This window comes from Parasegetibacter sp. NRK P23 (assembly GCF_023721715.1).
Classification (GTDB): Bacteria; Bacteroidota; Bacteroidia; order Chitinophagales; family Chitinophagaceae; genus Parasegetibacter.
In genome coordinates, this window is sequence record NZ_JAMDLG010000007.1 from 13,291 (window position 1) to 38,157 (window position 24,867).

Below are 24,867 nucleotides of genomic sequence, written 5' to 3' on the forward strand. Positions count from 1 at the left end.
TGTCATGGCCTAATTATTGTATTTTTGCACCCATATTAACCATTTGCTTACATGGAGATCACAGCGGGCCCACTGCTCAGAAACATCAATACCCCCGACGACCTGAAACTGCTTACCAAAGATCAGTTGCAACAGGTTTGCGAAGAACTGCGCCAGTATATTATTGACGTGGTGAGTATCCACGGAGGGCATTTCGCCGCCAGTTTAGGCGTGGTGGAGCTTTCCGTGGCGCTTCATTATGTGTACAATACACCCTACGATCAACTGGTATGGGATGTGGGCCACCAGGCTTACGGGCATAAAATACTCACGGGCAGAAGGGAAAGTTTCCCTTCCAACCGCAAATACAAAGGATTGAGCGGATTCCCCAAAAGATCAGAAAGTGACTATGATACTTTCGGTGTGGGACATTCCTCCACGTCCATCTCTGCCGCCCTCGGTATGGCTATGGCCGCGAAGTACAGGGGAGAGGACCGGAAATCGGTTGCCGTGATCGGCGATGGCTCCATGACCGCTGGCATGGCGTTCGAAGCCATGAACCACGCCGGTGTTGCAGATAGCGATATGCTCATCATTCTCAACGACAATTGTATGAGCATCGACCCCAATGTTGGGGCGCTGAAAGAATACCTGACGGATATTACCACTTCACATACCTACAATAAACTGAAGGATGATGTGTGGAACGCTCTGGGAAAACTGCCCATCGGTTCACGCTTTTCACGCGAAATGGCCAGCAAACTGGACCATACCATCAAAGGCATGCTCACCAAAAGCAGTAACCTCTTTGAAGCGCTGAAGATCCGGTATTTCGGTCCGATAGACGGGCACAACATCACGAAGCTCGTGGACACGCTCCGTGACCTCAAAAATATTCCCGGCCCCAAACTGCTGCACATCGTTACCGTAAAAGGAAAAGGATATGCCCTGGCAGAAAAGGACCAGACCAAATGGCACGCGCCAGGGCTCTTCGATAAAATTACCGGAGAGATTTACAAGAAGAAATTTGATTTGCCTCAACCGCCGAAATACCAGGATGTATTTGGTCATACAATGATTGAACTGGCGGAAATGAACCCCAATATCATGGGCGTTACACCTGCGATGCCCAGCGGCTGTTCGCTGAAGTTCATGATGGATAAGATGCCCGACCGCGCTTTTGATGTGGGCATTTGCGAGCAACACGCCGTAACGGTTTCGGCAGGCATGGCCACACAGGGATTGCGCGTTTTCTGTAACATCTATTCTTCGTTTATGCAACGGGCCTTCGACCAGGTGGTGCATGATGTGGCCATTCAGAAACTACCCGTGGTACTTTGCCTGGACCGCGCCGGATTGGTGGGAGAAGATGGTCCCACGCACCATGGCGCTTACGATATCGCTTATTTCAGGTGTATTCCCAATATGATCATCAGTTCGCCGATGAATGAGTCGGAATTGCGTAACCTGATGTTTACCGCTCAACTCGATTCCAACGGTTATCCTTTTGTGATCCGTTACCCGAGGGGGGAAGGAGTAATGCCTGAATGGCGCACACCTTTGCAGGAGATCACCATCGGTACCGGCCGCAAATTAAAAGATGGGAAAGATGTGGCGATACTGAGTTTGGGACATCCCGGCAACTTTGCCGCCGCGGCCATCCGCAGCCTGCGTTCCGAAGGAATTGACCCTGCGCATTACGATATGCGTTTTGTGAAACCTCTGGATGAAGTAATGCTGCACGAAGTATTCTCAAAATATAAGAAAGTGGTTACCGTGGAAGACGGCACCGTTGTGGGCGGATTCGGCAGCGCCATCCTCGAGTTCATGGCCCAACACAATTACCAGGCGGAAGTCACTATATTGGGTATTCCCGACAGGTTGGTGGAACACGGCACCCTGAAAGAACTGCACCGCGAATGTGGTTACGATGCCGAAGGTATCGCCGACGCGGTACGCGCCATGCTAAGAGAAACAGTTACGGTAGAAACATTATTGCAATAAAGGATCGGGAGTGGGCGTTTCGCCCGCTTCCGCAATTTCCCTGTTCTCCGGCTCAATGTATTCGATGATGAAATTGTTACGGCCCTCGCCGGTCATGATCTTCAGGAATTTCATCTGTACCAGTTCCAGCATACTCAGGAACATGAAGATCGCATGAACGCGGTCGTTACACGATTCAAATATCTTCTCGAACGACATGGTCTTTTTGTGGGAGGCCAGGCTTATCATCGCTTCCCGGCTTTGCTCCATGGTGTATTTGTATTGCACCACGGTGTGCACGGGCTGGTTTTTCTTGTCGTATAAGCGCTGCATCACCCGTTCAAAAGCCTTCATGAGTTTGAACATGGAGATGGCCTGTATTTCCGTTCCTTCCCCGGCTTCCTCCCCGATATTGGAGAGGTCTTTCTGAAGGTTGCCTCTTTTCACCATCAGCATGCGGATGGCTTCCATTTCGCTGAGTTGCGTGGAGGCTTCCTTGAATTTTTTGTATTCGAGAATTTTATCGATCAGTTCCTGGCGGGGATCAATCTCGTTGCCCTGGGCGTCCAGTTCCTTGCGGGGAAGCAGCATCTTGGCCTTGATGCGCATGAGCGTGGACACGAAAAGGATGAATTCGCTGGACAATTCAATGTTCAGTTGTTCCTGCCCGTGAATGTATTCCAGGAAGTCTTTGATGATCCTGGTGATGGGAATATTATAGATATCCAGTTCATCTCTTTCGATGAAGAACAGCAGCAGATCGAACGGACCTTCGAACTGCGGCAGTTTAATCTGGTAGGAGGGAGTATTTGCGGCCATAGTGGTCAAAAGTAAGCAAAATGCCCTTAAAAACTGGTGGCGAATCCGACGCCGAGCAGTGATTTGATCTGCGTTCCCCAGCGCGATCCTTCCGGCTTCAGCGCGTCATCATCATAAATAATATCGAGGTTATAAGTAACCTGCAGCCATTTGTTTACTTTGAGTGCCAATAAGTTAGTGAAGAATACGTCTACATTGGCCGGGTTGTTCCGGTAATTCGAAAAGAGGTCGAGCCTTCCTTTGTAGCTGATGTTCTTCGCGAGTTCTTTGTTGTAATTCGCCGTAAGGAATCCACCGATCTCGTAGCGGTAGGTGCTGCCAGGCTCCACGCCATACAGTTCGGCCAGCCTGTTGGTGCGGCGGCTTACGATGATCCACCGCGAGGAAGCAGGGGAAAGAAATACACTGAACGTATTATTGGGCCGCCATTCAATACCGGGTGAGAGCAATAAGTTGGCGGGCGCAAGGAAGCTGGACGACAGTTCGCTGGTATCGGCGCCGGCGGCTGTTTTAAAGTAGCGGTAGCCATCGGTGAGCTGCGTCCGGAAATTGCCCATTACGGTGAAAAACCAAACGCCGGAGGTATCCAGTTGGCGGCCGTATTTGGAAAGTACATCAAAGCGGTCATCATTCTTCCGGAACCCAGTGGAGGTGGTGTTCACCATACCATAGTTCACATCGAAATTATTATCGAAGAAGTTCTTTCCATTTTTATACAATGCCTGGTAGTTGAGGAAAAGATTGTTGGCGAAAGTGAATTTATCCGCGCCTGCCGACCAGTTGGAAGAACTCCCCTGCGATAAGTTGATATTCAGCAATCCTTTCTGCATCCATCCTTCCGGTTGTTCATTGGGTTTGGTCACGTTTTTTGACGCATCTTCCCTCAGTTTTTTAACGGTGGCATCTTGTGCTGAAAGGGAAAGAGATAGGAGCAGTACAAAGGCGGAAAGGCCGGTCAGTTTCATGGTATCCTGTTTAATGAAAAGAGGCCGCCTTTGGTAGGCGGCCCCGCAAAAATAGCAATTGAACGGAAGGATAGAAAGCCGTTCTTATTTTTTTCTGAGTTCGTCGCGGATCTCCATGAGTAGTTTTTCCGATGCCGTGGGCGCTGGTGGCGCTGCCGGTGCTTCTGCTTCCTTCTTCCTCATCCTGTTGATGGTACGTACCAGCATAAAAAGCACAAAAGCCACGATGATGAAGTTGATGACCGCTGAAATGAACATGCCGTACTTTACAGCGCCGAACATGGTAAGGTCCTGCAGGTCGGAAAGGTTCAATGCGTTCAATGCAGGTGTAAGCAACAGCGGTGTAATGATATCATCGGTCAAAGATTTCACGATGTTGTTGAAAGCGCCGCCGATGATTACACCGATCGCCAGGTCAAGCATATTGCCCCTTACGGCGAAGTCTTTAAATTCCTTGACGAATCCCATATGGTAATTGTTTAAAGGTGAATAATGAATGGTCAGGTAAATTACGGCCTTTCCATTGAAATTGTTTTCACCAGCACAGCAAAAAATCTGCCTACCTTCGTATCCTTTCAATCGTATGCAGGACAACAAATGGATGAACTGGGTCCTTTTTATAGGGCTTTCAGTAATATGGGGCAGTTCGTTTCAACTCATGAAAACGGGTATGGAAGCGCTTTCCGCTTACCAGGTGGCGGCCCTCAGGATGGCGAGCGCAGGTATTGTATTGCTGCCATTTTTCATCCGGGCCCTTCGCAACATTCCCAAACAAAAGATCGTTTTAATCGTGTGGTCGGGCTTACTGGGTAATTTTTTCCCTTCCTTTCTGTTCTGCATAGCCGAAACCAGGATCGATAGCGCACTGGCCGGTATCCTGAACGCGTTAACGCCGCTGTTCACCATATTGGTAAGTGTTTCTTTCTTTCAGGCGAAAGTATCTTGGAACAAATGGCTCGGGGTGAGTATCGGCTTTATTGGATTGTGCTTATTGTTTCTGTCTAAAGGTGTTCCCGATCTCTCTTATGTTTCTTACTCATCGCTGGTATTGGTGGCCACCATCTGTTATGGGCTGAACGTAAACCTGGTGAGCAGGCATTTACAGGGCATCGATTCCATTCATATCGCTTCTGCCGCATTGGGTTTTCTTTTGCTTCCTGCGCTGCTGACTCTTTTTATCAGCGGGTATTTCAACCACGATTTTACAGCTACTCCGGTATTGTTTTCCACAGGTGCCTCGGTTGTATTGGGTGCATTGGGAACGGCGCTGGCTTCTATCCTTTTTTATATGCTGGTGAAGCGCGCGGGGGTGATTTTCTCTTCCATGGTTACTTACGGCATCCCGTTCGTGGCGTTGATCTGGGGCTTTCTTGCCCACGAAGAGATTACGTTACTGCAGATCGGATGCCTGGGGATTATACTGGCGGGGGTATGGGTGACGAATAAGAAGATAAAGGGAGCCTGACTGCTATGATCTTCTTATACGAATAAGCCCCTGTGTTGAAGCAGGGGCTTATTCGTATAAGAAAGTGATCAGTCGTTTTTAGTAGTCGCCAAGTGTTTCTGGCAACTGGGCCAAAGCCTTAGCGAGTTGTTCATCGTTTGGAGCGATACCGTGCCATTCGTGGCTGCCTTCCATAAAGTCGACGCCGCTTCCCATAGCGGTCACCATCAGGATCACGACGGGTTTTCCTTTACCGGTAAGGCTTTTGGCTTTATCCAGTGCGGCCACCACTTCATCCATATCGTTACCCTTTTCGAGGTGAACGATTTCCCAGCCGAAGGCGGCGAATTTAGCGGCGAGGTCGCCAAGGCTCAATACTTTGCTGGTGGGCCCATCAATTTGCTGACCGTTCCAGTCGATGGTGGAGATCAGGTTGTCCACTTTATTGTGGGCGGCGAACATAATCGCTTCCCATACCTGTCCTTCCTGGAGTTCTCCGTCTCCATGGAGGGAGTACACCAGTTGCGGGTCGTTGTTCAGTTTTTTTGTAAGCGCCGCGCCGATGGCCACGCTCATGCCCTGGCCCAGGGAGCCGGAGGCGATTCTCACGCCGGGCAGGTGCTCGTGGGTGGCGGGGTGGCCTTGCAGGCGGGAGTTCAGTTTTCGGAAAGTGGCCAGTTCTTTTACGTCAAAATACCCGGCTCTTGCGAGGGTTGAATAAAATAAAGGTGAAATATGTCCGTTAGATAAGAAGAACAAATCCTCGCCCCTGGCGTCCATATTGAAGGCCGGATCATGTTTCATCTGTTGAAAGTAGAGGGCCGTAAGAAAATCGGCGCAGCCGAGAGAGCCACCGGGGTGGCCACTGGCGCAGCCGTGAACCATTCTTACGATGTCTCTGCGGATTTGGGTTGCAATGTCTTTTAAAGCTGGCATGTTCGTTTTGTTTTGAAGATTACAAAACTAAGGTATTACAATTTTAAATGTATTAAGAAATTGAACGTGCGGGCCTGGTTTTTGCAGGTGGTGTTTTGACGGATGTAGGTGATTTTGTGTAGAAGGCCACAATTAATGGCATGTTAATGGGCAGTTAGGATTTTAAGTTATAATTTTGTTCACGTATATATCCACAACCGCATGTTTGATGTAATACTCTCACTCTCTCTTTCCTTTGCAATCACATTCTTATCCATACCTGTCATTATCCGGGTGGCGGAGATGAAAAAATTATTTGATGTTCCCGATGCCAGAAAAGTACACATCAATCCGATTCCTTCACTGGGGGGACTGGGTATTTTCGCTGGATTTATCCTGGCTATACTCATCAGCCTGCCTCCGGGAAGCGCGCCGGAATTTCAGTATTACATTGCTGCGGCTTTTATCATCTTTTTCCTGGGTATTAAGGACGATATCCTGGTGATCTCTCCTGTGAAGAAGTTCATCGGGCAATTGCTGGCCGCTTTCATCATAGTGTATAAAGGTGGTGTTCAGATCAAAAGCATGCACGGTTTCCTGGGGGTTTACGATATGCCGGAAATGTTCAGCCTGGCGCTCACTTACTTCACGATCATCGTGATCATCAACTCTTTCAACCTCATTGACGGTATAGACGGCCTGGCCGGAAGTCTGGCGGTGCTGGCCGCTTCGCTCTTCGGACTTTATTTTATCGCGGTGGAACAAACCAGTTATGCGATTCTTTCTTTCGCCTTGTCCGGCAGCATGCTGGCTTTCCTAATTTTTAATTTCAGCCCCGCCCGGATTTTTATGGGCGATACCGGTTCCCTGCTAACAGGATTGGTGGCGGCCATCCTCGTTATTAAATTCATCAATGTTTCCGACCAGAGCTCGGCCCTTCCGGTGCCAGCGGCTCCTGCGGTTGGTTTCTCCATTCTTATCATTCCCCTGGTGGATACATTGCGGGTATTCAGCGTACGCATGTTGCACAGGCGCTCCCCGTTCAGTCCCGACAGGAACCATGTGCACCATTTATTGCTGGATTATGGTATGACGCACCGCACCATTACGCTTGTACTGGTATCGCTGAACATCGTATTTATTATGATCGCCACTTTCCTGGGGCAACTGATTGGTTGTACGGCAACAATATGCACCATGATCGCCCTGGCTTACGGAAGTTTCTCCATTGCCTGGTACTACAAGCCACGTCCGCGCTTTTTTGTGGCCAAAACCAAAGAGCAGGAAGAAGCCACGCTTATCGCGAAACGTTCCCTTTTTACTTTCACGAAAGAAAAACTGCAATAGGTTCGGGCATAATTGCAAGGTGTTCAGTAGCTTTGCTCCGCACAACTGAATCTATATGTCTGAAGAATTATCCATGATACTAGACGATGCGAAGGAAACCATGCACAAGGCCCTTGAGCATCTGGAACAGGAATTAGGTAAGATCCGCGCCGGAAAAGCCAACCCGCAAATGCTGGACGGTATTCACGTGGATTATTATGGAAGTCCCACCATTTTGAACCAGGTGGCCAACGTAAGCGTGATGGATGCCCGCACCCTTACGATCCAGCCCTGGGAAAGGAACATGATTCAGCCCATCGAGCGTGCCATCATGGCCGCCAACATCGGTGTTACCCCTCAGAACGATGGTAACGTGATCCGCATATTTCTCCCGCCACTCACGGAAGAACGCCGCCGCGAACTCGTAAAAAGAGCCGCCGGTGAAGGTGAAAGCTGCAAAGTGGCCATCCGGAACATCCGCAGGGATGCCATTGAACAGGTGAAAAAATTGCAGAAAGATGGTTTGAGCGAAGACGCCGCGAAAGATGCTGAAAAAGACATCCAGGACCTCACCGACAAGCACATCGCCATCGTGGAGAAGCATCTTGGGGTGAAAGAAAAAGAGATCATGGCGGTATAATCCGGTCTCACTCGTTCAGCAACATCGCTTTGGCTTTCTCTAATTCAGCTTTGGTTTCCGCACTTACTTCGGGATAGGTCAGTTTTAATTTTTTAAACTGGTCACCTAATATTTCCGCGATCGCCAGGCGGGTGAACCACTTGTCGTCGGCGGGCACGATGTACCATGGCGCGAAACTGGTGCTGGTAGCGGTTATCGCGGCTTCGTAGGCCGATTGGTATTCCTCCCACAATGCCCTTTCTTTCAGGTCGCCAAAAGAGAATTTCCAGTTTTTGGAAGGGTCTTCGATCCTTTCGAGGAAACGTTTCTTTTGTTCATCCTTTGAAACGTGCAGGAATATTTTAATGATGACGGTCCCGTTTTCAGCCAGGTTTTTCTCGAAGCGCCGGATCTGGTCCATTCGTTTTTCCCAGAATTCGGGGGTGATGTCTTTTACTGAATCGATACCGGGAATCTTTTCGTTGAGGATGTACTCGGGGTGTACCCTGGTAACGAGTACATTTTCATAATGTGACCGGTTGAAGATGCCGATTTCACCCCGGCCGGGCAGTTCTTTGTAGTGTCTCCAGAAATAATCGTGGTCCAGCTCGGTGCTGTTGGGCACCTTGAAGTTGGCCACTTTAACGCCGGAAGGGTTCATGCCGCTCATGATGTGCTTGATGGCGCTGTCTTTCCCGGCGGCATCCATCGCCTGTAAGACTACGAGGACACGGTATTCATCATGCGCATACAGGATGTCCTGCATCTCGGCGAGTTGTTGCTTGCTTTTTTCGAGTAGTTTTTCACCAGCGTCCTTATCGAGCGTTTTCCCGGTATAAGCAGTGGGGAATTTGCTCAGTTTGCATTTTTTCCCTTCTTTGGCGAGGAAGTCTGCGCACTTTATTTTCATCTGAAGATTTTTCCTGGTTGCGCCCTCCGCGCCTTCGGGTTATCCTTCACTGTTGAGAACGGAACGCTCTTCCAGCAATACTTTCACGGCTTGTTCCAGTTCTTTCAATCTTTTTTCCAGGTCGGGCAGGTTCCTGCTGAGGGCCTGGCTTCTTAACGCGCTGGTATAGTCGAAAGCAGGGCTTCCGGTCACGGCGGCGTTCGGCGTCTTGATGGTTTTGCTCACGCCGCTTTGTGCGTTGATGCGTGCGCCATCGGCGATTTGGATATGGCCCACAATACCCGCTTGTCCGCCAATCATTACATTGTTGCCCAGTTTGGTGCTGCCACTTACGCCGGCCTGGGCGGCGATCACGGTATTGTTGCCTACTTCCACGTTGTGGGCGATTTGGATCAGGTTGTCGAGTTTCGCGCCCGATTTTACGAGTGTTGAACCAATTGTTGCACGGTCTATGGTAGCATTTGCGCCAATTTCAACATTATCTTCAATCACCACATTCCCGATCTGGGGGACTTTGCGGAAGCTGCCGTCGGATTGGGGGGCGAAGCCGAAACCATCACTGCCGATCACTGTTCCGGCATGAACGGATACATTGTTGCCTAGGCGGCAGCCATGGTAAACTTTAACACCTGGGTGAAGGATGCAATTATCGCCAATGGTCACGTTATCACCAATGAACACCTGGGGAAATACCTTTACGTTCTTGCCCAGTTTTACATTTTCACCGATATAAGCGAAGGTGCCGATGTAACAATTTTCTCCCATCGTAGCCGTACTGGCCACATAAGAGGGTTGCTGAATCCCGGAAAGTTGCTGCGTCATCATCTCCTGGTATTTAGAGAGCAGGGCCGCGAAAGCGGAATAGGCATCGGGAACCCGCAGCAGCGTGGCATTAATGGACTGACGCACCTGTTGGGCATCATTGATAATTACAATAGAGGCGCCTGTGGTATACAAATATTCCTCGTATTTGGGGTTGGCCAGGAAGGCCAACTGGCCGGCTTTTGCTTCCTCGATCTTACCAAAATCGTTCACGGTCGCTTCCGGGTCTCCTTCTACTTTGGCCTGGATGAGCATGGCTATTTGTGCGGCGCTGAATTGCATAGAATATTTTATTCTTATATACTTATTTTGACAACAAACTATATTATAACAACCGGGTCTACATTATCCCTTATAACAAATGTAGAATTTTTTAACCGGAGCCGAGAGGTGGTGGTGAATAAGCGCGTTGTCCACCTCCGAAATCCCTTTTACCGATCCATCCTTGAACAGAATATTAATGCCTTCTTCCCCGGGATGGTACATGGTGCTTTCCGTTTCACCTGAGAAAAAATAATATTTAAGTTCATTTTCAGTGATCCCCTGGTTTTGACAAATAGTATGCCTCAAGGGCTGCACGAAGCTTTCTTCAAAAGGTTTTGCCTGAAGTTTAACTTTGTACAGGTTGCGTTCCGTTAGAAAACGACAAAGTTGGGAAAGAATTTTGTCGGGATGGAACATCCAGGTTTTTACCGCCGCGAGAATATCGGTATCATCGAGCAGGCAGAAATGCAACAGGTTGGTTTTCAACAGATCTTTCTGTCCGTTGTTTTCGAGGAAGAACTGCAGGGCGGGCGTTGGGGCGCGAAGGGGATCACCATTTTGCATCAGTTCCATAGCGCGTTCGAGGATGCGGATCAGCATTTTTTCGGCGCCGAGGACCGTTTTATGCAGGTAGACCTGCCAGTACATGAGCCGTCTGGAAACGAGGAACTTTTCGATGGAGTAGATGGCTTTTTCCTCCACCATCAGTTGCCCGTTGTGGACGGTGAGCATCTTGATGATGCGGTCGTAGCCCACCACGCCTTCGGAAACGCCGGTAAAAAAGCTGTCCCGGGTAAGGTAGTCGAGGCGGTCCACATCCAACTGACCGCTTACCAGTTGGTGGAGGAAGGGTTTTTCGTACTGATCGGTGAAAATACGGATGGCCAGGTCCAGTTCACCCCCGAATTCCTCGTTGAGGTGTTTCATGATCATCAGCGAGATGGACTCGTGGTGCACGTCGCGGATGATGACCTGTTCCAGGGCGTGGGAGAAAGGGCCGTGGCCGATATCGTGCAATAGAATGGCGGCTTTGGCGGCGGTCTCTTCCTCGGGCGTGATGTCGATACCCTTGCTTTTCAGTTCGTTGAGGGCGCAACACATCAGGTGGTACGCGCCGAGTGAATGGTGGAGCCGGGTATGGACGGCGCCTGGGTACACCAGGTGGGCAAAGGCCATCTGGTGGATGCGGCGCAGTCTTTGGTAGAACGGGTGCGCCACCAGCTTGCGGATGAGCGGGGTATCCAGCGTAATGAAGCCGTGAACGGGGTCGTTGATGATCTTCCTGGTAGCAGGCACCATATTTATTGTTAAAGACGTGGTTAAATAGTGCGCAAAAGTACGAAATGCCGGGGCGTATCACTTAAATTTACAGATGCCCTTTATTTACGGGTGGTTTCGTAGAAAGCGGCTGGCTGCCCATAGCGATGAAGTACAAGTGTGCGACGCAAGGATGCCGCTATGTAAAACCAAAGCTGACCTCCTAAATAATTGAAGAATAACAGTTTAAATGATAAAAATGGGAATTGCAAAGATACTCTGGGTGGATGATGAGATCGAAAGCCTGCAATCGCAGAAAATTTTCCTGGAAAACAAAGGTTATGAAGTGCATACACTGACCAATGGGTTCGATGCCATCGACTATGTGCGCGATTCCCCGGTTGATGTGGTGTTGATGGATGAAAGCATGCCCGGCATTACGGGATTGGAAACCCTGGCCAAGATCAAAGAGGTGAACCAGCAGATTCCTGTGGTGCTGATTACGAAAAATGAAACGGAAAACCTGATGGATGAGGCGATCGGAAGCCAGATCGCAGACTACCTGATCAAACCGGTGAATCCCAACCAGGTTTGGCTGAGCCTGAAAAAAATACTGGACAACAAGCGGCTGGTAGCGGAAAAGACCACATCGGCTTACCAGCAACAGTTCCGCAACCTGTTCATGGCCCTGAACAGCAATCCGGATTACAACGAATGGATGGAGATTTACCGCAAACTGGTGTACTGGGAACTTGAAATGGAAAAAAGCGACAGCCCGGAAATGCAGGAAGTGCTGCAAACCCAGAAGCAGGAGGCCAACACAGAGTTTTACAAATATATTTCCAGGAATTACGGCGGTTGGGTACACCCTAAAAGCACGGAGGCCCCGGTAATGTCGCATTCGCTGGTGAAGTATAAAGTACTGCCGCACGTGGAAAAGGGCACACCCGTATTTTTTATCCTGATCGACAACCTGCGTTTCGACCAGTGGAAGGCCATCCAGCCCATCTTCGCCGAGAATTTCAGGATACAGGAGGAAGAAACTTTTTACAGCATATTGCCCACAGCTACCCAATACTGCCGCAACGCGATATTCGCTGGCATGATGCCTGCGGATATCGAAAAGAAGTTCCCGGTACAGTGGAAAAACGATGACGATGAGGGCGGAAAAAACCTATACGAAGAAGAGTTTTTCCGCGCCCAACTGCGGGCATTAAAACGGGACGATATCAAATATTCGTACACCAAAGTGCTGAACCACCACGACGGCAGCAACCTGGTGAACAATATCCATAACCTGATGGGCAACGACCTGAATGTGATCGTATACAACTTTGTGGACATGCTGAGCCACGCGCGTACGGAAATGGAAGTGCTTAAAGAACTGGCCAGCGATGAAATCAGCTACAGAAGCCTTACGGCCAGCTGGTTCGAACATTCTCCCCTGCACCAGGCGCTGAAGAAGATCGCGGACAAGAAAATACGTATTGTGCTGGCAACGGACCATGGATCAGTGCGCGTGAAAACACCGTACAAAGTGATTGGCGACAAACAAACCACCACCAACCTGCGTTATAAACATGGCAGGAACCTCAATTACGACAATAAAGACGTGCTGGCGTTCCGGGAGCCCAAAGATATCGGTCTGCCTTCGCCCACGGTGAACTCTACTTTTATCTTTGCGAAAGAAGACGGGTACCTTTGTTATCCCAATAATTACAACCATTTTGTGAACTATTATAAGAACAGTTTTCAGCATGGCGGCATCAGCATGGAAGAAATGATTGTACCGGTGATTAAGATGAGCAGTAAGTAGGAGGTTAAAATAATTTCCACAACCTGTGTAAAAACTAATACCTTACCACCACCTGCCTGCCGTAGATTTGTGAACCTGTAAAAACGGAGATTAGGCTATGAAGTACAACCAGGCAACATTAAACAAGATCGAAAAGATACTCGATGAAATGGAGTATGTGGTGCGTTACGAACGCGGTACTTTCCAGAGCGGTTACTGCATCCTGGAAGACAGGAAAGTTGTGGTGCTCAATAAATTTCTGCAACTGGAGGGAAGGATCAATACATTGATAGATATCATCGCGAATATTTCATTTGATCCTGGGTTCCTGCACCCTGAGACGCGTAAAACTTATGAGGAAGTGATCGCGCGCCATGCCGCCGAGAAACAGGAAGCCTGATGAACGGAAGCGGTCCTTACCATATTACCTTCCTGGGTACCGGCACCAGCAGTGGCGTACCCATGATCGCCTGCCCATGCAGCGTATGCGCTTCCCCGGATCCGCATGATAAAAGACTCCGCTCCAGCGTATTGGTGGAAACAGCTTCCACCACAATTGTAATTGATACCACTCCGGATTTTCGTTACCAGATGTTGCGTGCGGATGTACGTAAGTTGGATGGTGTGGTGATTACACATTCTCATAAGGACCATATCGCCGGAATGGATGACGTGCGCGCTTTCAACTATTTCATGAAACGCGCCATGCCCGTGTATTCCAATGATGCGTCAGAAGAAGTGATCATGCGCGAGTTCCCTTACGCCTTTGCAGACAAAAAATATCCTGGTGTTCCAGAAATAGAATTGATTACCATCGGGATGGAACCCTTTACGATCGGGGACATCACGTTGCGTCCCATTATGGTATGGCACATGAAAATGCCGGTATGGGGATTCAGGATCGGTGATTTCACCTATATCACGGATGCCAATAGAATTGATCAGGCAGAGAAAGAAAAAATAATAGGCAGCAAAGTGCTGGTGCTGAATGCGCTGCGGAAAGAAAAACATATCTCTCATTTTAACCTGGAAGAAGCGATAACACTGGTACAGGAGCTGAATGTACCCACGGCGTACTTCACGCACATCAGCCACCAGTTAGGCACACACGAAGAAGTGTCGGCTACCTTACCTGAGGGCATTCATCTTGCCTATGATGGTCTAAAAATTACGGTGTAAATACGGATTGTCTTGTATTGAACGCACCCTTAATTTTACATGCTTAAACAGTGTGTTATGAAATGGAGGGAGTGGTTCATGTTTTCCGCCCGGGAACGAACGGGCGTGTTGGTGCTTGTAGGATTGATCCTTGTGGTGTATAGTTTCCCCTGGTGGAACCCCTGGAAAGAGGAAGAAGTGGTGTTGGGAGATGCTCAACTGGCTTCCCTGCTGGGAACGATAAAGGAAAAGAAAGCAGCCGTGCTGAAGGATACGGCATTGCCTGCTTATCCTGAATATAATTATGAAAAGAAAGCGCCATATAAGGCACAAGGCGCAGCGGGTAAAAATTTACCTGATAGACAAAACAGTTATTACGCGCCGAAAAGGCCACCACCATCCATAGACATCAATACCGCGACTTTAGAAGAATGGGATGCCCTACCTGGGATAGGGCAGGTACTCGGCGCCAGGATCATTGCTTTCCGGGAGAAACTGGGTGGATTCGTGCGCAAGGAACAGGTGGGGCAAACTTATGGCCTGAAGGATTCTGTGTTCCGGAAGATCGCCGTTTTTTTAAAGGAGAGTCCGGAGCAGGTGCGTAGGTTAGCGGTAAATACCGTTTCGGAGGAAGCGTTGGCGGCACACCCGCTGATCCGGTGGAAACTGGCGAAGCAACTGGTGGCCTACCGGGAGGCGCATGGGGGTATCAAAGATGTGGAGGAGCTGCATAAGCTGCTTTCATTGGATTCGGTGCAGGTGAACTGGTTGGGGGAATACCTTGATTTCAGGAACTAACACATTTTTAAAAATTGGCTAACGATTGTTAGTTTTTTAACGGTAAACTCCTTATCATTGTGGTACAACTATAATGATACATGAACTTTGCACAATCAGAAGTAACAGCGCAGGTAGCACAGATAGCACGGGATTTTGCCGAAAGGAACATCAGGCCGCATGTGATGGAGTGGGATGAGGCGCAGCATTTCCCAAGGGAACTTTTCCGGGAAATGGGGGCATTGGGATTAACAGGCGTGCTGGTGCCGGAAAAATACAACGGCGCGGGATTGGGATATGAGGAATATGTGCACGTACTGAAAGAGATAGGAAAGGTATGCGGTTCTATCGGACTGAGTGTGGCGGCGCATAATTCCCTGTGTACCGGGCATATTTTGCAATTCGGAAACGAAGCGCAGAAAGAGAAGTATCTTCCGCTACTGGCTGGCGGAGAATGGCTTGGCGCATGGGGACTCACGGAAGCGAACACGGGCAGCGACGCCGGCAATATGCAATGCACGGCTGTGAAGGAAGGAGATGAGTGGGTGATCAATGGCACTAAAAACTGGATCACGCACGGCATCAGTGGGGATGTGGCAGTAGTGGTATGCAGAACGGGGGAACCAAGAGCGCGCAACAACTCCACGGCGTTCATTGTGGAAAGAGGGACACCTGGATTTTCCGGCGGCAAAAAAGAAAACAAACTGGGGATGCGCGCCAGCGAAACGGCTGAAATGATATTCGATAATTGCCGGGTGCCCGATAGCCAGCGTCTTGGAGAAGTAGGGCAGGGCTTTGTACAGGCGATGAAAGTATTGGACGGAGGAAGAATCTCTATCGCTGCACTGAGCCTGGGCATAGCCCAGGGAGCTTACGACGCAGCGAGAAAATACGCCCAGGAGCGCCACCAGTTTGGGGTACCCATTGCAACCTTCCAGGGCATATCCTTTAAACTGGCCGATATGGCCACCGAAATAATGGCCGCGGAATTGTTGACGCTTCAGGCAGCGAATATGAAAAATAATGGTCTTACTATGACCAAAGAGGCGGCGATGGCCAAATACTATGCCTCCGAGGTAGCTGTGAAAACAGCCAATGAAGCGGTACAGGTGTTTGGAGGGTATGGCTATACCAAAGACTTCCCGGTGGAGAAATACTACCGCGACAGTAAACTTTGTACGATAGGAGAAGGCACTTCAGAGATCCAAAAGATTGTGATTGCCCGTGAGGCGTTGAAATAATTGAAATTTTCTCTACGATTGCTTGCGTTTTACTGACCCCGCTTTTAGCGGGGTTATTTTTTATTCGAGCAAATTTTGATGGAAAGCCATTGATTGTATTTCAAATATCAATATTGGTACTGGTATCAGTTAAAATACTGGTCTAAAACCCTGATATATAGAATTATATTCGCAGGATGACAAGGACAATTACTTTAAAACGGTTCTACTTGTCCGCCATCTTCCGGGGGATGTTGCTGCTCATTGTCCCTTTTGCGGCCATTGCACAAACAGATTTGCACACCGTTGCAACAGATGCCTGGGGCAACAATTCCGTGAACGCGGTGATTTTCCGGAAGAATTCCATCGTATCTCTCAACGATACACAGTACATCGCCTACTACAATGCCGATCGTTATATGGTGCTGGGGAAACGCCCGTTGAAGGATACGGTATGGCAACTGGAACGGACACCTTATAAAGGAAACGCCGCCGATGCCCATAATTCCATCAGCATCATGGTGGATGGAAAGGGTACACTGCATGTATCCTGGGACCACCACGGCAACAAATTGCACTACGCCAAAGGGATAGCGCCCGGTTCGCTGAAGCTTGGTCCCGAAATACCCATGACCGGCTTCGCGGAAAATAAAGTTACCTATCCCGAATTCTACCGCATGGCCAACGGAAACCTGCTGTTCTTCTTCAGAGAAGGACAGTCAGGGCAAGGAAACCTGGTGATGAATACATACGATATTCAAACCGAAAAATGGAACACCATCCAACAAAAGCTGATTGACGGAGAAGGACAACGAAATGCATACTGGCAGGCTTTTGTAGATGCCAAAGGCACCATTCATGTTTCCTGGGTATGGCGCGAGTCCGCGGACGTGGCCAGCAACCACGACCTGTGTTACGCCCGCTCACGCGATGGTGGACATACCTGGGAAAAAACAAGCGGTGAACAATACACGCTTCCCATCACCGCGGGTTCCGCCGAGTATGCCTGGCGCATCCCGCAGAAAAGTGAACTCATCAACCAGACCTCAATGAACGCCGATGCAAACGGGAATCCCTATATCGCCACTTACTGGCGCGATATGGATTCCAACGTACCGCAGTACCGCATCGTTCACTTCTCGGGTAAAAAATGGGAGATGAACAATGCCGGTTTCAGAACCACAGCTTTCAGCCTGAGTGGTGTGGGCACCAAAAGCATTCCCATCTCCCGGCCGCAGTTGCTGATCACAGGCAAGAAAAAAAAGAAAACAATTTACCTCCTGTTCCGTGATGCTGAAAGGGGAGAAAAGCCGTCCATGGCCTGGTACGGGAAGTCTTCAAAAAATAAATGGCGGATCACCGATCTTTCCGTGCAACCGGTAGGCGCATGGGAACCCTCTTTTGATACGGAATTGTGGAAGAAAGAACAACTGTTACACCTGTTTCTTCAGAAAGTGGTACAGATAGACGGAGAAGGAAAAGCGAATATACCGCCACAGGATGTCCAGGTTTTAGAATGTAACCCGAAAAAATTAACCAGATTATAGATTCAACAAGCATGCAACACTCCAATTTCACCAGCCGCCTGCTGGCCGCAGGCATCACAGTATTCACCCTCGCAGGATGCGCCGCTACAAAGCAGGCTTCTTTTAAAAAAGATCCTGCATTATTGCAAACCATCGAACAGGAATTCAAAGACGGAGACGCCCAATACCAGGTGCTGATGAAAGCACTGCCTGAAGATAAGTTTCCAAAAACCTTCTTCCCCAAAACAGGGAAACACGAGTTCAGCGGATCCGGCTGGTGGTGCAGCGGTTTCTATCCCGGTACACTGTTCTACCTCCATGAACAAACGAAGAACCCCGTTCTGGAGAAAGAACTGACACGTATTCTGAAGCCCCTGGAAAAAGAGCAGTTCAACAAAACCACACACGACCTCGGTTTTATGATGTTCTGCAGTTTCGGGAACGTGTACCTCAAAAATCCTACCCCCGAATACAAACAAATCCTCATCAACAGTGCGAAGTCACTCGCTTCCAGGTTCAACCCAACCGTAGGCTGCATCCGCTCCTGGGATTCGCGCAACAACGATTTCCTGGTGATCATCGACAATATGATGAACCTTGAATTGCTGTTCTGGGCCACCAAAGAAACAGGTGATTCTTCTTTCTACAACATCGCGGTAACGCACGCGAACACGACCATGAAAAATCACTTCCGCCCCGATTTCAGTTCCTATCATGTGATCAATTACAACGCAACCGATGGTTCCGTAAAACAAAAGAAGACCGCACAGGGTTATTCGGATGCGTCCGCCTGGGCACGCGGACAGGCATGGGGACTATACGGATTCACCGTAATGTACCGCGCCACAAAAGATAAGAAATACCTGGAGCAGGCGGAACACATCGCCGATTTTATCCTGAACCATCCTAATCTTCCTGCCGATAAAATTCCTTACTGGGACTTTAACGCACCCGATATCCCCAAAGCATTACGCGATGCTTCCGCCGGAGCCGTAATGGCCGCCGCTTTCATGGAATTGTACAAATACACCGGGAAGGAGAAAGCAAAAACATATTACAATGCAGGTGAAACCATGATCCGCTCACTTTCAGCCGCGCCATACAATGCAGCGCCCGGTACCAATGGCGGATTTATCCTGCAGCACAGTGTCGGGCATATTCCTCAGGGAACAGAAGTGGACGTGCCGCTCACGTATGCGGATTATTATTATGTTGAAGCGATGAAACGCTATAAAGAAAACAGGTAATGAAACAACTGCTTGCCATATCGCTGTGCTTCGTTGCGTGGAATGCGGGCGCACAGGTGAAAAAGAACATCAATCTTAACCCCATTATTCCGGATAATATTGCCGACCCTTCATTGGTGATGTTCCGTGATACATTTTATATGTATGCCACCACCGATGTGGACCATGGTCTTGCAAAGGGAGGACCTCCTGTCGTTTGGAAGTCTGTGGATTTTAAAAACTGGAGCTTTGAAGGTGTATTGGAGATGGGCATGGATTGGAGCAAAGGTTATGCCTATACGAACGAAAAGGGTGAACAGCGAACGGGTTATTTCCGCTACTGGGCACCCGGAAAACCCATCCGGCGGAAGGACAGGTTTTATCTTTTTCCAACCATCGTTACACCCGACGACAAGGTGGGTACCTACGTGGTGGAATCGGATAACCCCGCAGGGCCGTTCCGCTTCATCAATGGAGACGGCGTTCATTTTCCTGCAAAAGACACCGATGCAAAACCCATTGTGAATGATATTGATGGTGAGCCATTCGTAGATGTGGATGGCAGAACCTATATCTTCTGGCGCCAGCGTCAGGCAGTGGAAGTGAGCGACGACCTCCAGCGGCAGGTAAGTAAGGTGATTACCGTTCCAACCCTTCATGGCGCCTATTCGGAAGGACCGGGCATGTTCAGGCGGAAGGATATTTACTATTATTTCTACACGCAATCAGGCGATGCGAGTTATGCCAACGCCTACATGATGAGCCGCAAGACATCTTTGGATGGGTTTGAAGTGCCTTCCGGTAAGAACATATTCATCCGTTCAGATACGGCTACGGGCGTATGGGGCCCGGGGCATGGAAACGTATTTCAACTGCCGGGAAAAGATGAATTCGTTTTTGTTTACCTGGAATACGGCGAAGGCGGAACAACAAGGCAGGTATTCGCGAACAGGATGGTGTTCAATGCGGATGGTACCATACAACCGGTAATCCCAGATTTTAAAGGCGTGGATATTTTCCCTTCAAAAAGAAAAGCGACGGCTAACCCCTTTTCCGGAGCGGTTGTAACGGCTTCGTCTATACGAAAGGATCGTATCGTGAAAGGTACCATCGCCCCCGATCCCGATCTTGCCCGCACCACGAAAGGTTTATCCACACTAAAAGTGGAAAGGACAGCGACCTATCTTCCGGCCCATACGGTGGATGGCTCAAACGGAACCCGCTGGCGCGCCGAAACCAACGACATCAAACCCTGGATACAATATGATCTCGGAAAAGTAAAGCGTATTGGAACAATTGAAATGTTCTTTGTTTTTCCGGCTTATGGCCATGCATGGTATCTGGAAAAATCTAACGATGGTAAAATATGGACCAGGTGCGCCACACAGGAAACTGTTGCCGTTCGTTCCCCGCATCTTGCAAAGAATATCGGTAAAGCCAGGTTTATCCGCATCTGTGTTACTGAAGGAGAACCAGGTATCTGGGAAATAAAACACAAACCTTAAAACGCGCTGTTTCATTGCGAGGAGGAAACAATGCGTGAACTTTAAAATATGTCCATCAACAAAGGAGAAATATTTCTCGCTACGGCGCTACGGCGCAACGGGAGTCGGCTTTTGAGGTGGAACCAAAATACTTCAGGATGAAACTATTAGTCAGTATTCTTTTTCTTTCTGCCATAACCGCGCAGGCATCGGTAGATACGTTAAAGCCACCGGCACCGGCTTTGCCCGGTGTGTTCGCCGATCCGCATATCGCGGCTTTCGGGAAAAAGTTTTATCTATACCCTACTACAGATGGTACCACCGGCTGGATGAGTGATCATTTTACCGCCTGGTCTTCTGCTGATCTCATCCACTGGAAACCCGAGGGTACGATTCTCGACCTGAAAAAAGACATCACCTGGGCCGACGAGCGTGCATGGGCGCCAGCCATCGCTTATAAGAATAAAAGATACTATTACTATTTTTCGGCCGATGTAAATATCGGTGTGGCTGTTTCCGATAAGCCTGCCGGTCCGTTCAAAGATCCGATCGGGAAACCCCTCGTTCCAAAAGGAAAACTTCGGGGCCAGATGATCGACCCGATGGTGTTCGTAGACGATGACGGGAGCGCATATCTCTATTGGGGACAGGGCAACTGCAATATGGTGAAGCTGAACGATGATATGGTTTCCTACGACAGTACCACGCTTACCAGTTTCAGGCCGCAGGGGTACAATGAAGGATCGTTCGTATTCAAGCGCAACGGCACCTATTACCTGATGTGGTCGGAATATGATACCCGTGATCCCCGGTATTCCGTGGCGTATGCTACTTCGAAATCGCCGTTGGGACCTTATATAAAAGCTGAAAAGAATCCGGTATTGAAGGGGCGCGACCTTGTGAAAGGCGCGGGACACCATTCCGTGGTGCAGGTGCCTGGAAAAGATGAATGGTACATCGCCTACCACCGGTTTAAGATTCCCGATGGGAATGGTTATAACCGTGAAACCTGTATTTCCCCTATGCGCTTTGATGCGGAAGGGAATATTCTGCCCGTGGATGTGTATGAATCAGTACCCGAAAAAAAGAGAAAATAACCCCTTAAGTGTGGAGGATCAAAGGTAAATTGCGGGTTGTGTAATCGTTTACGTAGCGGATGGTGCTACGGGGCGTTTGAACTAATCCAGCTAAACGTATGAACAGGAAATTACTTAAAAATTTGTGGGCGATAGCCTTTATATTGGTCGCGAACTGCGTCTTTGGTCAATCCAGTCCGGTAGGTGAACAACGCCGGATGAGGTCGTCAAACGCGGAAGAATTGCGGGGAAAATTCCCATGGACCAATGAAAAGATCAGCGAAGAGAACAGGATGCCCATGCGCGCCTCGTATTACACTTTCCCCGATGCAAAGCAGGCGGAAGGAAAGGATTGGTCGAAGAGCAGCGCTTATCTCAGTCTGAACGGAGACTGGTTTTTTAAATGGGCCGAAAAACCTGCTGAACTTCCTTCGGATTTTTTCTCCCCGGCCTTCGATCACAGCAAATGGGATAAGTTCCAGGTGCCCGCCAACTGGGAACTCAACGGATACGGTTACCGGCATTATTCCAGCGCAGGGTTTGAATTCACGCACCTGATGCGGCCCGATCCTCCACTCACCCCAATGGATATTAATCCCACCGCCATATACAGGAAGGAAGTGGAATTGCCTGCCAACTGGAACGGAAAGCAGGTGGTGCTGCACATTGGCGCCGCCAAAATGAACCTGGGCGTTTGGGTGAACGGCCAATATGTGGGCTACGGAGAAGACAGCAAACTCGCCTCCGAATTCGATATTACCACTTTCCTGAAGCCTGGAAAAAACCTTGTTGTATTGCGCATCATGCGTTGGTGCGACGCGGCTTATCTGGAGGACCAGGATATGTTCCGCGTAAGCGGCATTACGCGCGATTGTTACCTTATGGCCCGTAACCCGGTTCATATCTATGATATCGAAATGATCCCGGGGCTGGATGAGCAATATAAAAACGGATGGCTGAAGGTTTCGGTGGATTTGAACAAAGTTCCGGAGCCAGGAACCAGGGCCGTATTTGAACTTTCCTATAAAGGAAAGAAAATATATACCCAGGAGATCAACTGGAACAGACAAAAGAAAAACACCTTCAGCTTCCCGGTGTTATCACCGGCTTTGTGGACGGCGGAAACACCGGAGTTGTACGACGTGAATATATCGCTCTTCGACCCTAAAGGGCAGTTGCTGGAGATCATTCCCCAAAGAACCGGTTTCCGGAAGGTGGAAATAAAAAACGGACAGTTTCTCGTGAACGGGAAGCCTGTCCTCATTAAAGGCGTGAACCGCCATGAAATGGATTTCCATACCGGAACAGTGGTATCGAAAGAAGCCATGCTGCGTGATATTAAACTGATGAAGCAATTCAACATCAATGCGGTGCGTACTTCTCATTATCCCAATGATGAATACTGGTATGAACTCTGCGATGAATATGGTTTGTACGTGGTGGATGAAGCGAACGTGGAATCACATGGCATGGGGTATGATATCAACCACACGATGGCCAACCGTCCGAGTTGGGTAGACGCGCACCTGATCAGGATGCAAAGAATGATCGAACGCGATAAGAACCACCCCAGCATCGTAACCTGGAGCATGGGCAATGAAGCGGGCAACGGTTATAACTTTTACTCGTCCTACCTCTGGATGAAACAGCGTGACTCCTCACGCCCGGTTCAATACGAAAGGGCCGTGAGCGATTACCGCACCCTTACCTGGGAATGGGATTCAGACGTAATCTGTCCCATGTATCCTTCTCCGGAAGGCTTGCGGCAATACGCGGAGAAAAACAAAAAGCCTGCCCGTCCGCTGATTATGTGTGAGTATGCGCACGGCATGGGCAATTCCCTTGGGAATTTCGTGGATTACTGGAACATCATCCGCAACAACCAGCACGCGTTGCAGGGCGGGTTCATCTGGGATTTCGTGGACCAGTGTTTCTTTAAAGTGAATGAAAAAGGAGATACCGTAATTACCTACGGCGGTGATTATGAACCATCCTATATTCGTCACGACGCGAATTTCTCGGCGAACGGGATGTTCACCGCTTACAGAACGCCGAACCCCCACGCCTGGGAAATGAAACAGGTGTACCGTGATATCCATACTTCCTGGAAGGGGAACAATACGGTGGAGGTTTTCAACGAGAAGTTCTTTACCGGAACGGAAAATATCCAACTGAACTGGGAACTTGTGGTGAACGGAAAATCTGTCCGCAAAGGAACCATCGCTGCACTCGATGTACCCGCACAACAAAAGAAATTGCACACAATTCCGATGGGAAAAATACCGGAAGGAGAAACGTTTTTAAACCTGGTGTACACCTTGAAAAAAGCGGAGCCACTCGTGGAAAAGGGCCATGTGGTGGCGATGGAGCAACTTCATATTGCCGGTGTTCCGGCGCCCTACCAACCGGTATCCGGCAGTACAGCAATTACTATAGACGAACAAACCAATCAAACTATACTGCGTTCGAAGGACCTGAAAATCGGTTTTTCGAAAACAACTGGCTTGCTTTCTTCCTACACGTACAAAGGCAACACCTTACTGGATACAGGGTTCATGCTTCAGCCCCATTTCTGGCGCGCCATGAACGACAATGATATGGGCGCTGATTTGCAGAATACGCTTTCCGTTTGGAGAACGGCTCCCGGGCATATGAAAATGGTGAAGATGGAAGTAACACAAAAAGATGGACTGGCTACCGTACAAACGGTATTCAATATGCCTGAAGTGCATGCCACCCTTGATGTACAATATGTAGTGAATGCCAGCGGCGCCATCCAGGTAACACAATCCCTGCTTGCCGATACAAGTTTTAAAACCCCGATGCTGCCGCGTTTTGGCATGAAATGGATATTACCCGGATGGTTCAATACTATTGAATATTATGGACGTGGCCCTGGAGAGAATTACAACGACCGGTTCCAGGCCGCGCCGGTCGGCATCTACAAACAAACGGTGGACCAGCAGTTCTATCCTTATGTGCGTCCCCAGGAAACCGGTAATAAAACCGGTATCCGTTGGTATCGTATCTTTAACGCGAAAGGAAACGGACTGGAAATTACAGCCGATACATTGTTTTCAGCCAGCGCATTGCATTACTTCACCGCCGACCTTGACGATGTAAAGGAAAAGCACCAGCGCCATGCCGCCGATCTCGTAAAGCACCCGCAGACCCAACTCAATATCGATATGATGCAGATGGGCGTTGGCGGTATCGACAGCTGGCGCTCCTGGCCACTGGAACAATACAGGCTTCCTTTTAAAAATTATTCGTACACATTTCAGATCAAACCAATTAAATAA

The 24,867-nt window shown here is 49.1% G+C and carries 21 protein-coding genes; 14 read left to right on the forward strand and 7 right to left on the reverse strand.

The window, feature by feature from the left end:
- Positions 1-51: 51 nt before the first annotated feature.
- A complete protein-coding gene (dxs, locus tag M4J38_RS16760; RefSeq protein WP_251760954.1) occupies positions 52-1,983 on the forward strand; it encodes a 1-deoxy-D-xylulose-5-phosphate synthase in 1,932 nt (643 codons plus the stop codon).
- On the opposite strand, the gene M4J38_RS16765 is transcribed toward dxs, so the two are convergent.
- The 3 genes from M4J38_RS16765 to mscL all read right to left on the reverse strand — a co-directional run bounded on the left by M4J38_RS16765 (position 1,972) and on the right by mscL (position 4,214).
- Complete coding sequence (locus M4J38_RS16765; RefSeq protein ID WP_251760955.1) at positions 1,972-2,781, reverse strand: ScpA family protein; 810 nt, start codon at positions 2,779-2,781, stop codon at positions 1,972-1,974. The genes dxs and M4J38_RS16765 overlap by 12 nt on opposite strands.
- 26 nt (positions 2,782-2,807) lie before the next feature.
- A complete protein-coding gene (locus M4J38_RS16770; RefSeq protein ID WP_251760956.1) occupies positions 2,808-3,746 on the reverse strand; it encodes a DUF3078 domain-containing protein in 939 nt (312 codons plus the stop codon).
- An 84-nt stretch (positions 3,747-3,830) separates the two neighbouring features.
- Entirely contained in the window at positions 3,831-4,214 is a 384-nt protein-coding gene (gene mscL, locus M4J38_RS16775; RefSeq protein WP_251760957.1) for a large-conductance mechanosensitive channel protein MscL, read from the reverse strand.
- A 115-nt stretch (positions 4,215-4,329) separates the two neighbouring features.
- Here mscL and M4J38_RS16780 point away from each other — a divergent pair, with 115 nt between their 5' ends.
- A complete protein-coding gene (locus tag M4J38_RS16780; RefSeq protein ID WP_251760958.1) occupies positions 4,330-5,211 on the forward strand; it encodes a DMT family transporter in 882 nt (293 codons plus the stop codon).
- Positions 5,212-5,289: 78 nt separating this feature from the next.
- Here the strand turns inward: M4J38_RS16780 and M4J38_RS16785 are convergent, their stop codons facing one another.
- Positions 5,290-6,126 (reverse strand): transketolase, encoded by an 837-nt coding sequence (locus tag M4J38_RS16785; RefSeq protein WP_251760959.1) that lies wholly within the window; start codon positions 6,124-6,126, stop codon positions 5,290-5,292.
- 282 nt (positions 6,127-6,408) lie between these two features.
- On the opposite strand from M4J38_RS16785, the gene M4J38_RS16790 reads away from it, so the two are divergent.
- Both M4J38_RS16790 and frr read left to right on the forward strand, forming a co-directional pair.
- On the forward strand, positions 6,409-7,452 hold the full coding sequence (locus tag M4J38_RS16790; protein ID WP_251760960.1) for an MraY family glycosyltransferase: 1,044 nt from the start codon (positions 6,409-6,411) through the stop codon (positions 7,450-7,452).
- A 55-nt stretch (positions 7,453-7,507) separates the two neighbouring features.
- On the forward strand, positions 7,508-8,071 hold the full coding sequence (frr, locus tag M4J38_RS16795) for a ribosome recycling factor (protein WP_251760961.1): 564 nt from the start codon (positions 7,508-7,510) through the stop codon (positions 8,069-8,071).
- A gap of 7 nt (positions 8,072-8,078) precedes the next feature.
- Here frr and M4J38_RS16800 read toward each other — a convergent pair whose 3' ends face one another.
- The 3 genes from M4J38_RS16800 to M4J38_RS16810 all read right to left on the reverse strand — a co-directional run bounded on the left by M4J38_RS16800 (position 8,079) and on the right by M4J38_RS16810 (position 11,345).
- On the reverse strand, positions 8,079-8,960 hold the full coding sequence (locus M4J38_RS16800) for a polyphosphate kinase 2 family protein (protein WP_251760962.1): 882 nt from the start codon (positions 8,958-8,960) through the stop codon (positions 8,079-8,081).
- Between the two features lie 39 nt (positions 8,961-8,999).
- Complete coding sequence (lpxD, locus tag M4J38_RS16805; RefSeq protein WP_251760963.1) at positions 9,000-10,064, reverse strand: UDP-3-O-(3-hydroxymyristoyl)glucosamine N-acyltransferase; 1,065 nt, start codon at positions 10,062-10,064, stop codon at positions 9,000-9,002.
- Between the two features lie 63 nt (positions 10,065-10,127).
- On the reverse strand, positions 10,128-11,345 hold the full coding sequence (locus M4J38_RS16810; protein ID WP_251760964.1) for an HD domain-containing protein: 1,218 nt from the start codon (positions 11,343-11,345) through the stop codon (positions 10,128-10,130).
- Between the two features lie 217 nt (positions 11,346-11,562).
- On the opposite strand from M4J38_RS16810, the gene M4J38_RS16815 reads away from it, so the two are divergent.
- The 10 genes from M4J38_RS16815 to M4J38_RS16860 all read left to right on the forward strand — a co-directional run bounded on the left by M4J38_RS16815 (position 11,563) and on the right by M4J38_RS16860 (position 24,867).
- Positions 11,563-13,119, forward strand: coding sequence for a response regulator (locus M4J38_RS16815; RefSeq protein WP_251760965.1), 1,557 nt, complete (start codon positions 11,563-11,565; stop codon positions 13,117-13,119).
- Between the two features lie 97 nt (positions 13,120-13,216).
- Entirely contained in the window at positions 13,217-13,498 is a 282-nt protein-coding gene (locus tag M4J38_RS16820; RefSeq protein ID WP_251760966.1) for a hypothetical protein, read from the forward strand.
- The gene (locus M4J38_RS16825; protein ID WP_251760967.1) at positions 13,498-14,277 is read left to right on the forward strand and encodes an MBL fold metallo-hydrolase; all 780 of its coding nucleotides are present in this window, start codon (positions 13,498-13,500) and stop codon (positions 14,275-14,277) included. Before M4J38_RS16820 ends, M4J38_RS16825 begins: the two co-directional genes overlap by 1 nt.
- 57 nt (positions 14,278-14,334) lie before the next feature.
- Positions 14,335-15,054: a helix-hairpin-helix domain-containing protein gene (locus M4J38_RS16830; protein WP_251760968.1), complete on the forward strand. Its 720-nt coding sequence runs from the start codon at positions 14,335-14,337 to the stop codon at positions 15,052-15,054.
- An 80-nt stretch (positions 15,055-15,134) separates the two neighbouring features.
- Positions 15,135-16,274, forward strand: coding sequence for an acyl-CoA dehydrogenase family protein (locus M4J38_RS16835; RefSeq protein ID WP_251760969.1), 1,140 nt, complete (start codon positions 15,135-15,137; stop codon positions 16,272-16,274).
- A gap of 176 nt (positions 16,275-16,450) precedes the next feature.
- Positions 16,451-17,800, forward strand: coding sequence for a BNR repeat-containing protein (locus tag M4J38_RS16840; protein ID WP_251760970.1), 1,350 nt, complete (start codon positions 16,451-16,453; stop codon positions 17,798-17,800).
- Between the two features lie 11 nt (positions 17,801-17,811).
- Positions 17,812-19,026 carry a glycoside hydrolase family 88 protein gene (locus tag M4J38_RS16845; RefSeq protein ID WP_251760971.1) on the forward strand — a complete coding sequence of 405 codons (1,215 nt, stop codon included), beginning with the start codon at positions 17,812-17,814 and terminating at the stop codon, positions 19,024-19,026.
- Positions 19,026-20,510 carry a family 43 glycosylhydrolase gene (locus tag M4J38_RS16850; protein ID WP_251760972.1) on the forward strand — a complete coding sequence of 495 codons (1,485 nt, stop codon included), beginning with the start codon at positions 19,026-19,028 and terminating at the stop codon, positions 20,508-20,510. Before M4J38_RS16845 ends, M4J38_RS16850 begins: the two co-directional genes overlap by 1 nt.
- Before the next feature lie 137 nt (positions 20,511-20,647).
- The gene (locus tag M4J38_RS16855; protein ID WP_251760973.1) at positions 20,648-21,586 is read left to right on the forward strand and encodes a family 43 glycosylhydrolase; all 939 of its coding nucleotides are present in this window, start codon (positions 20,648-20,650) and stop codon (positions 21,584-21,586) included.
- A gap of 98 nt (positions 21,587-21,684) precedes the next feature.
- Positions 21,685-24,867 (forward strand): glycoside hydrolase family 2 TIM barrel-domain containing protein, encoded by a 3,183-nt coding sequence (locus M4J38_RS16860; RefSeq protein WP_251760974.1) that lies wholly within the window; start codon positions 21,685-21,687, stop codon positions 24,865-24,867.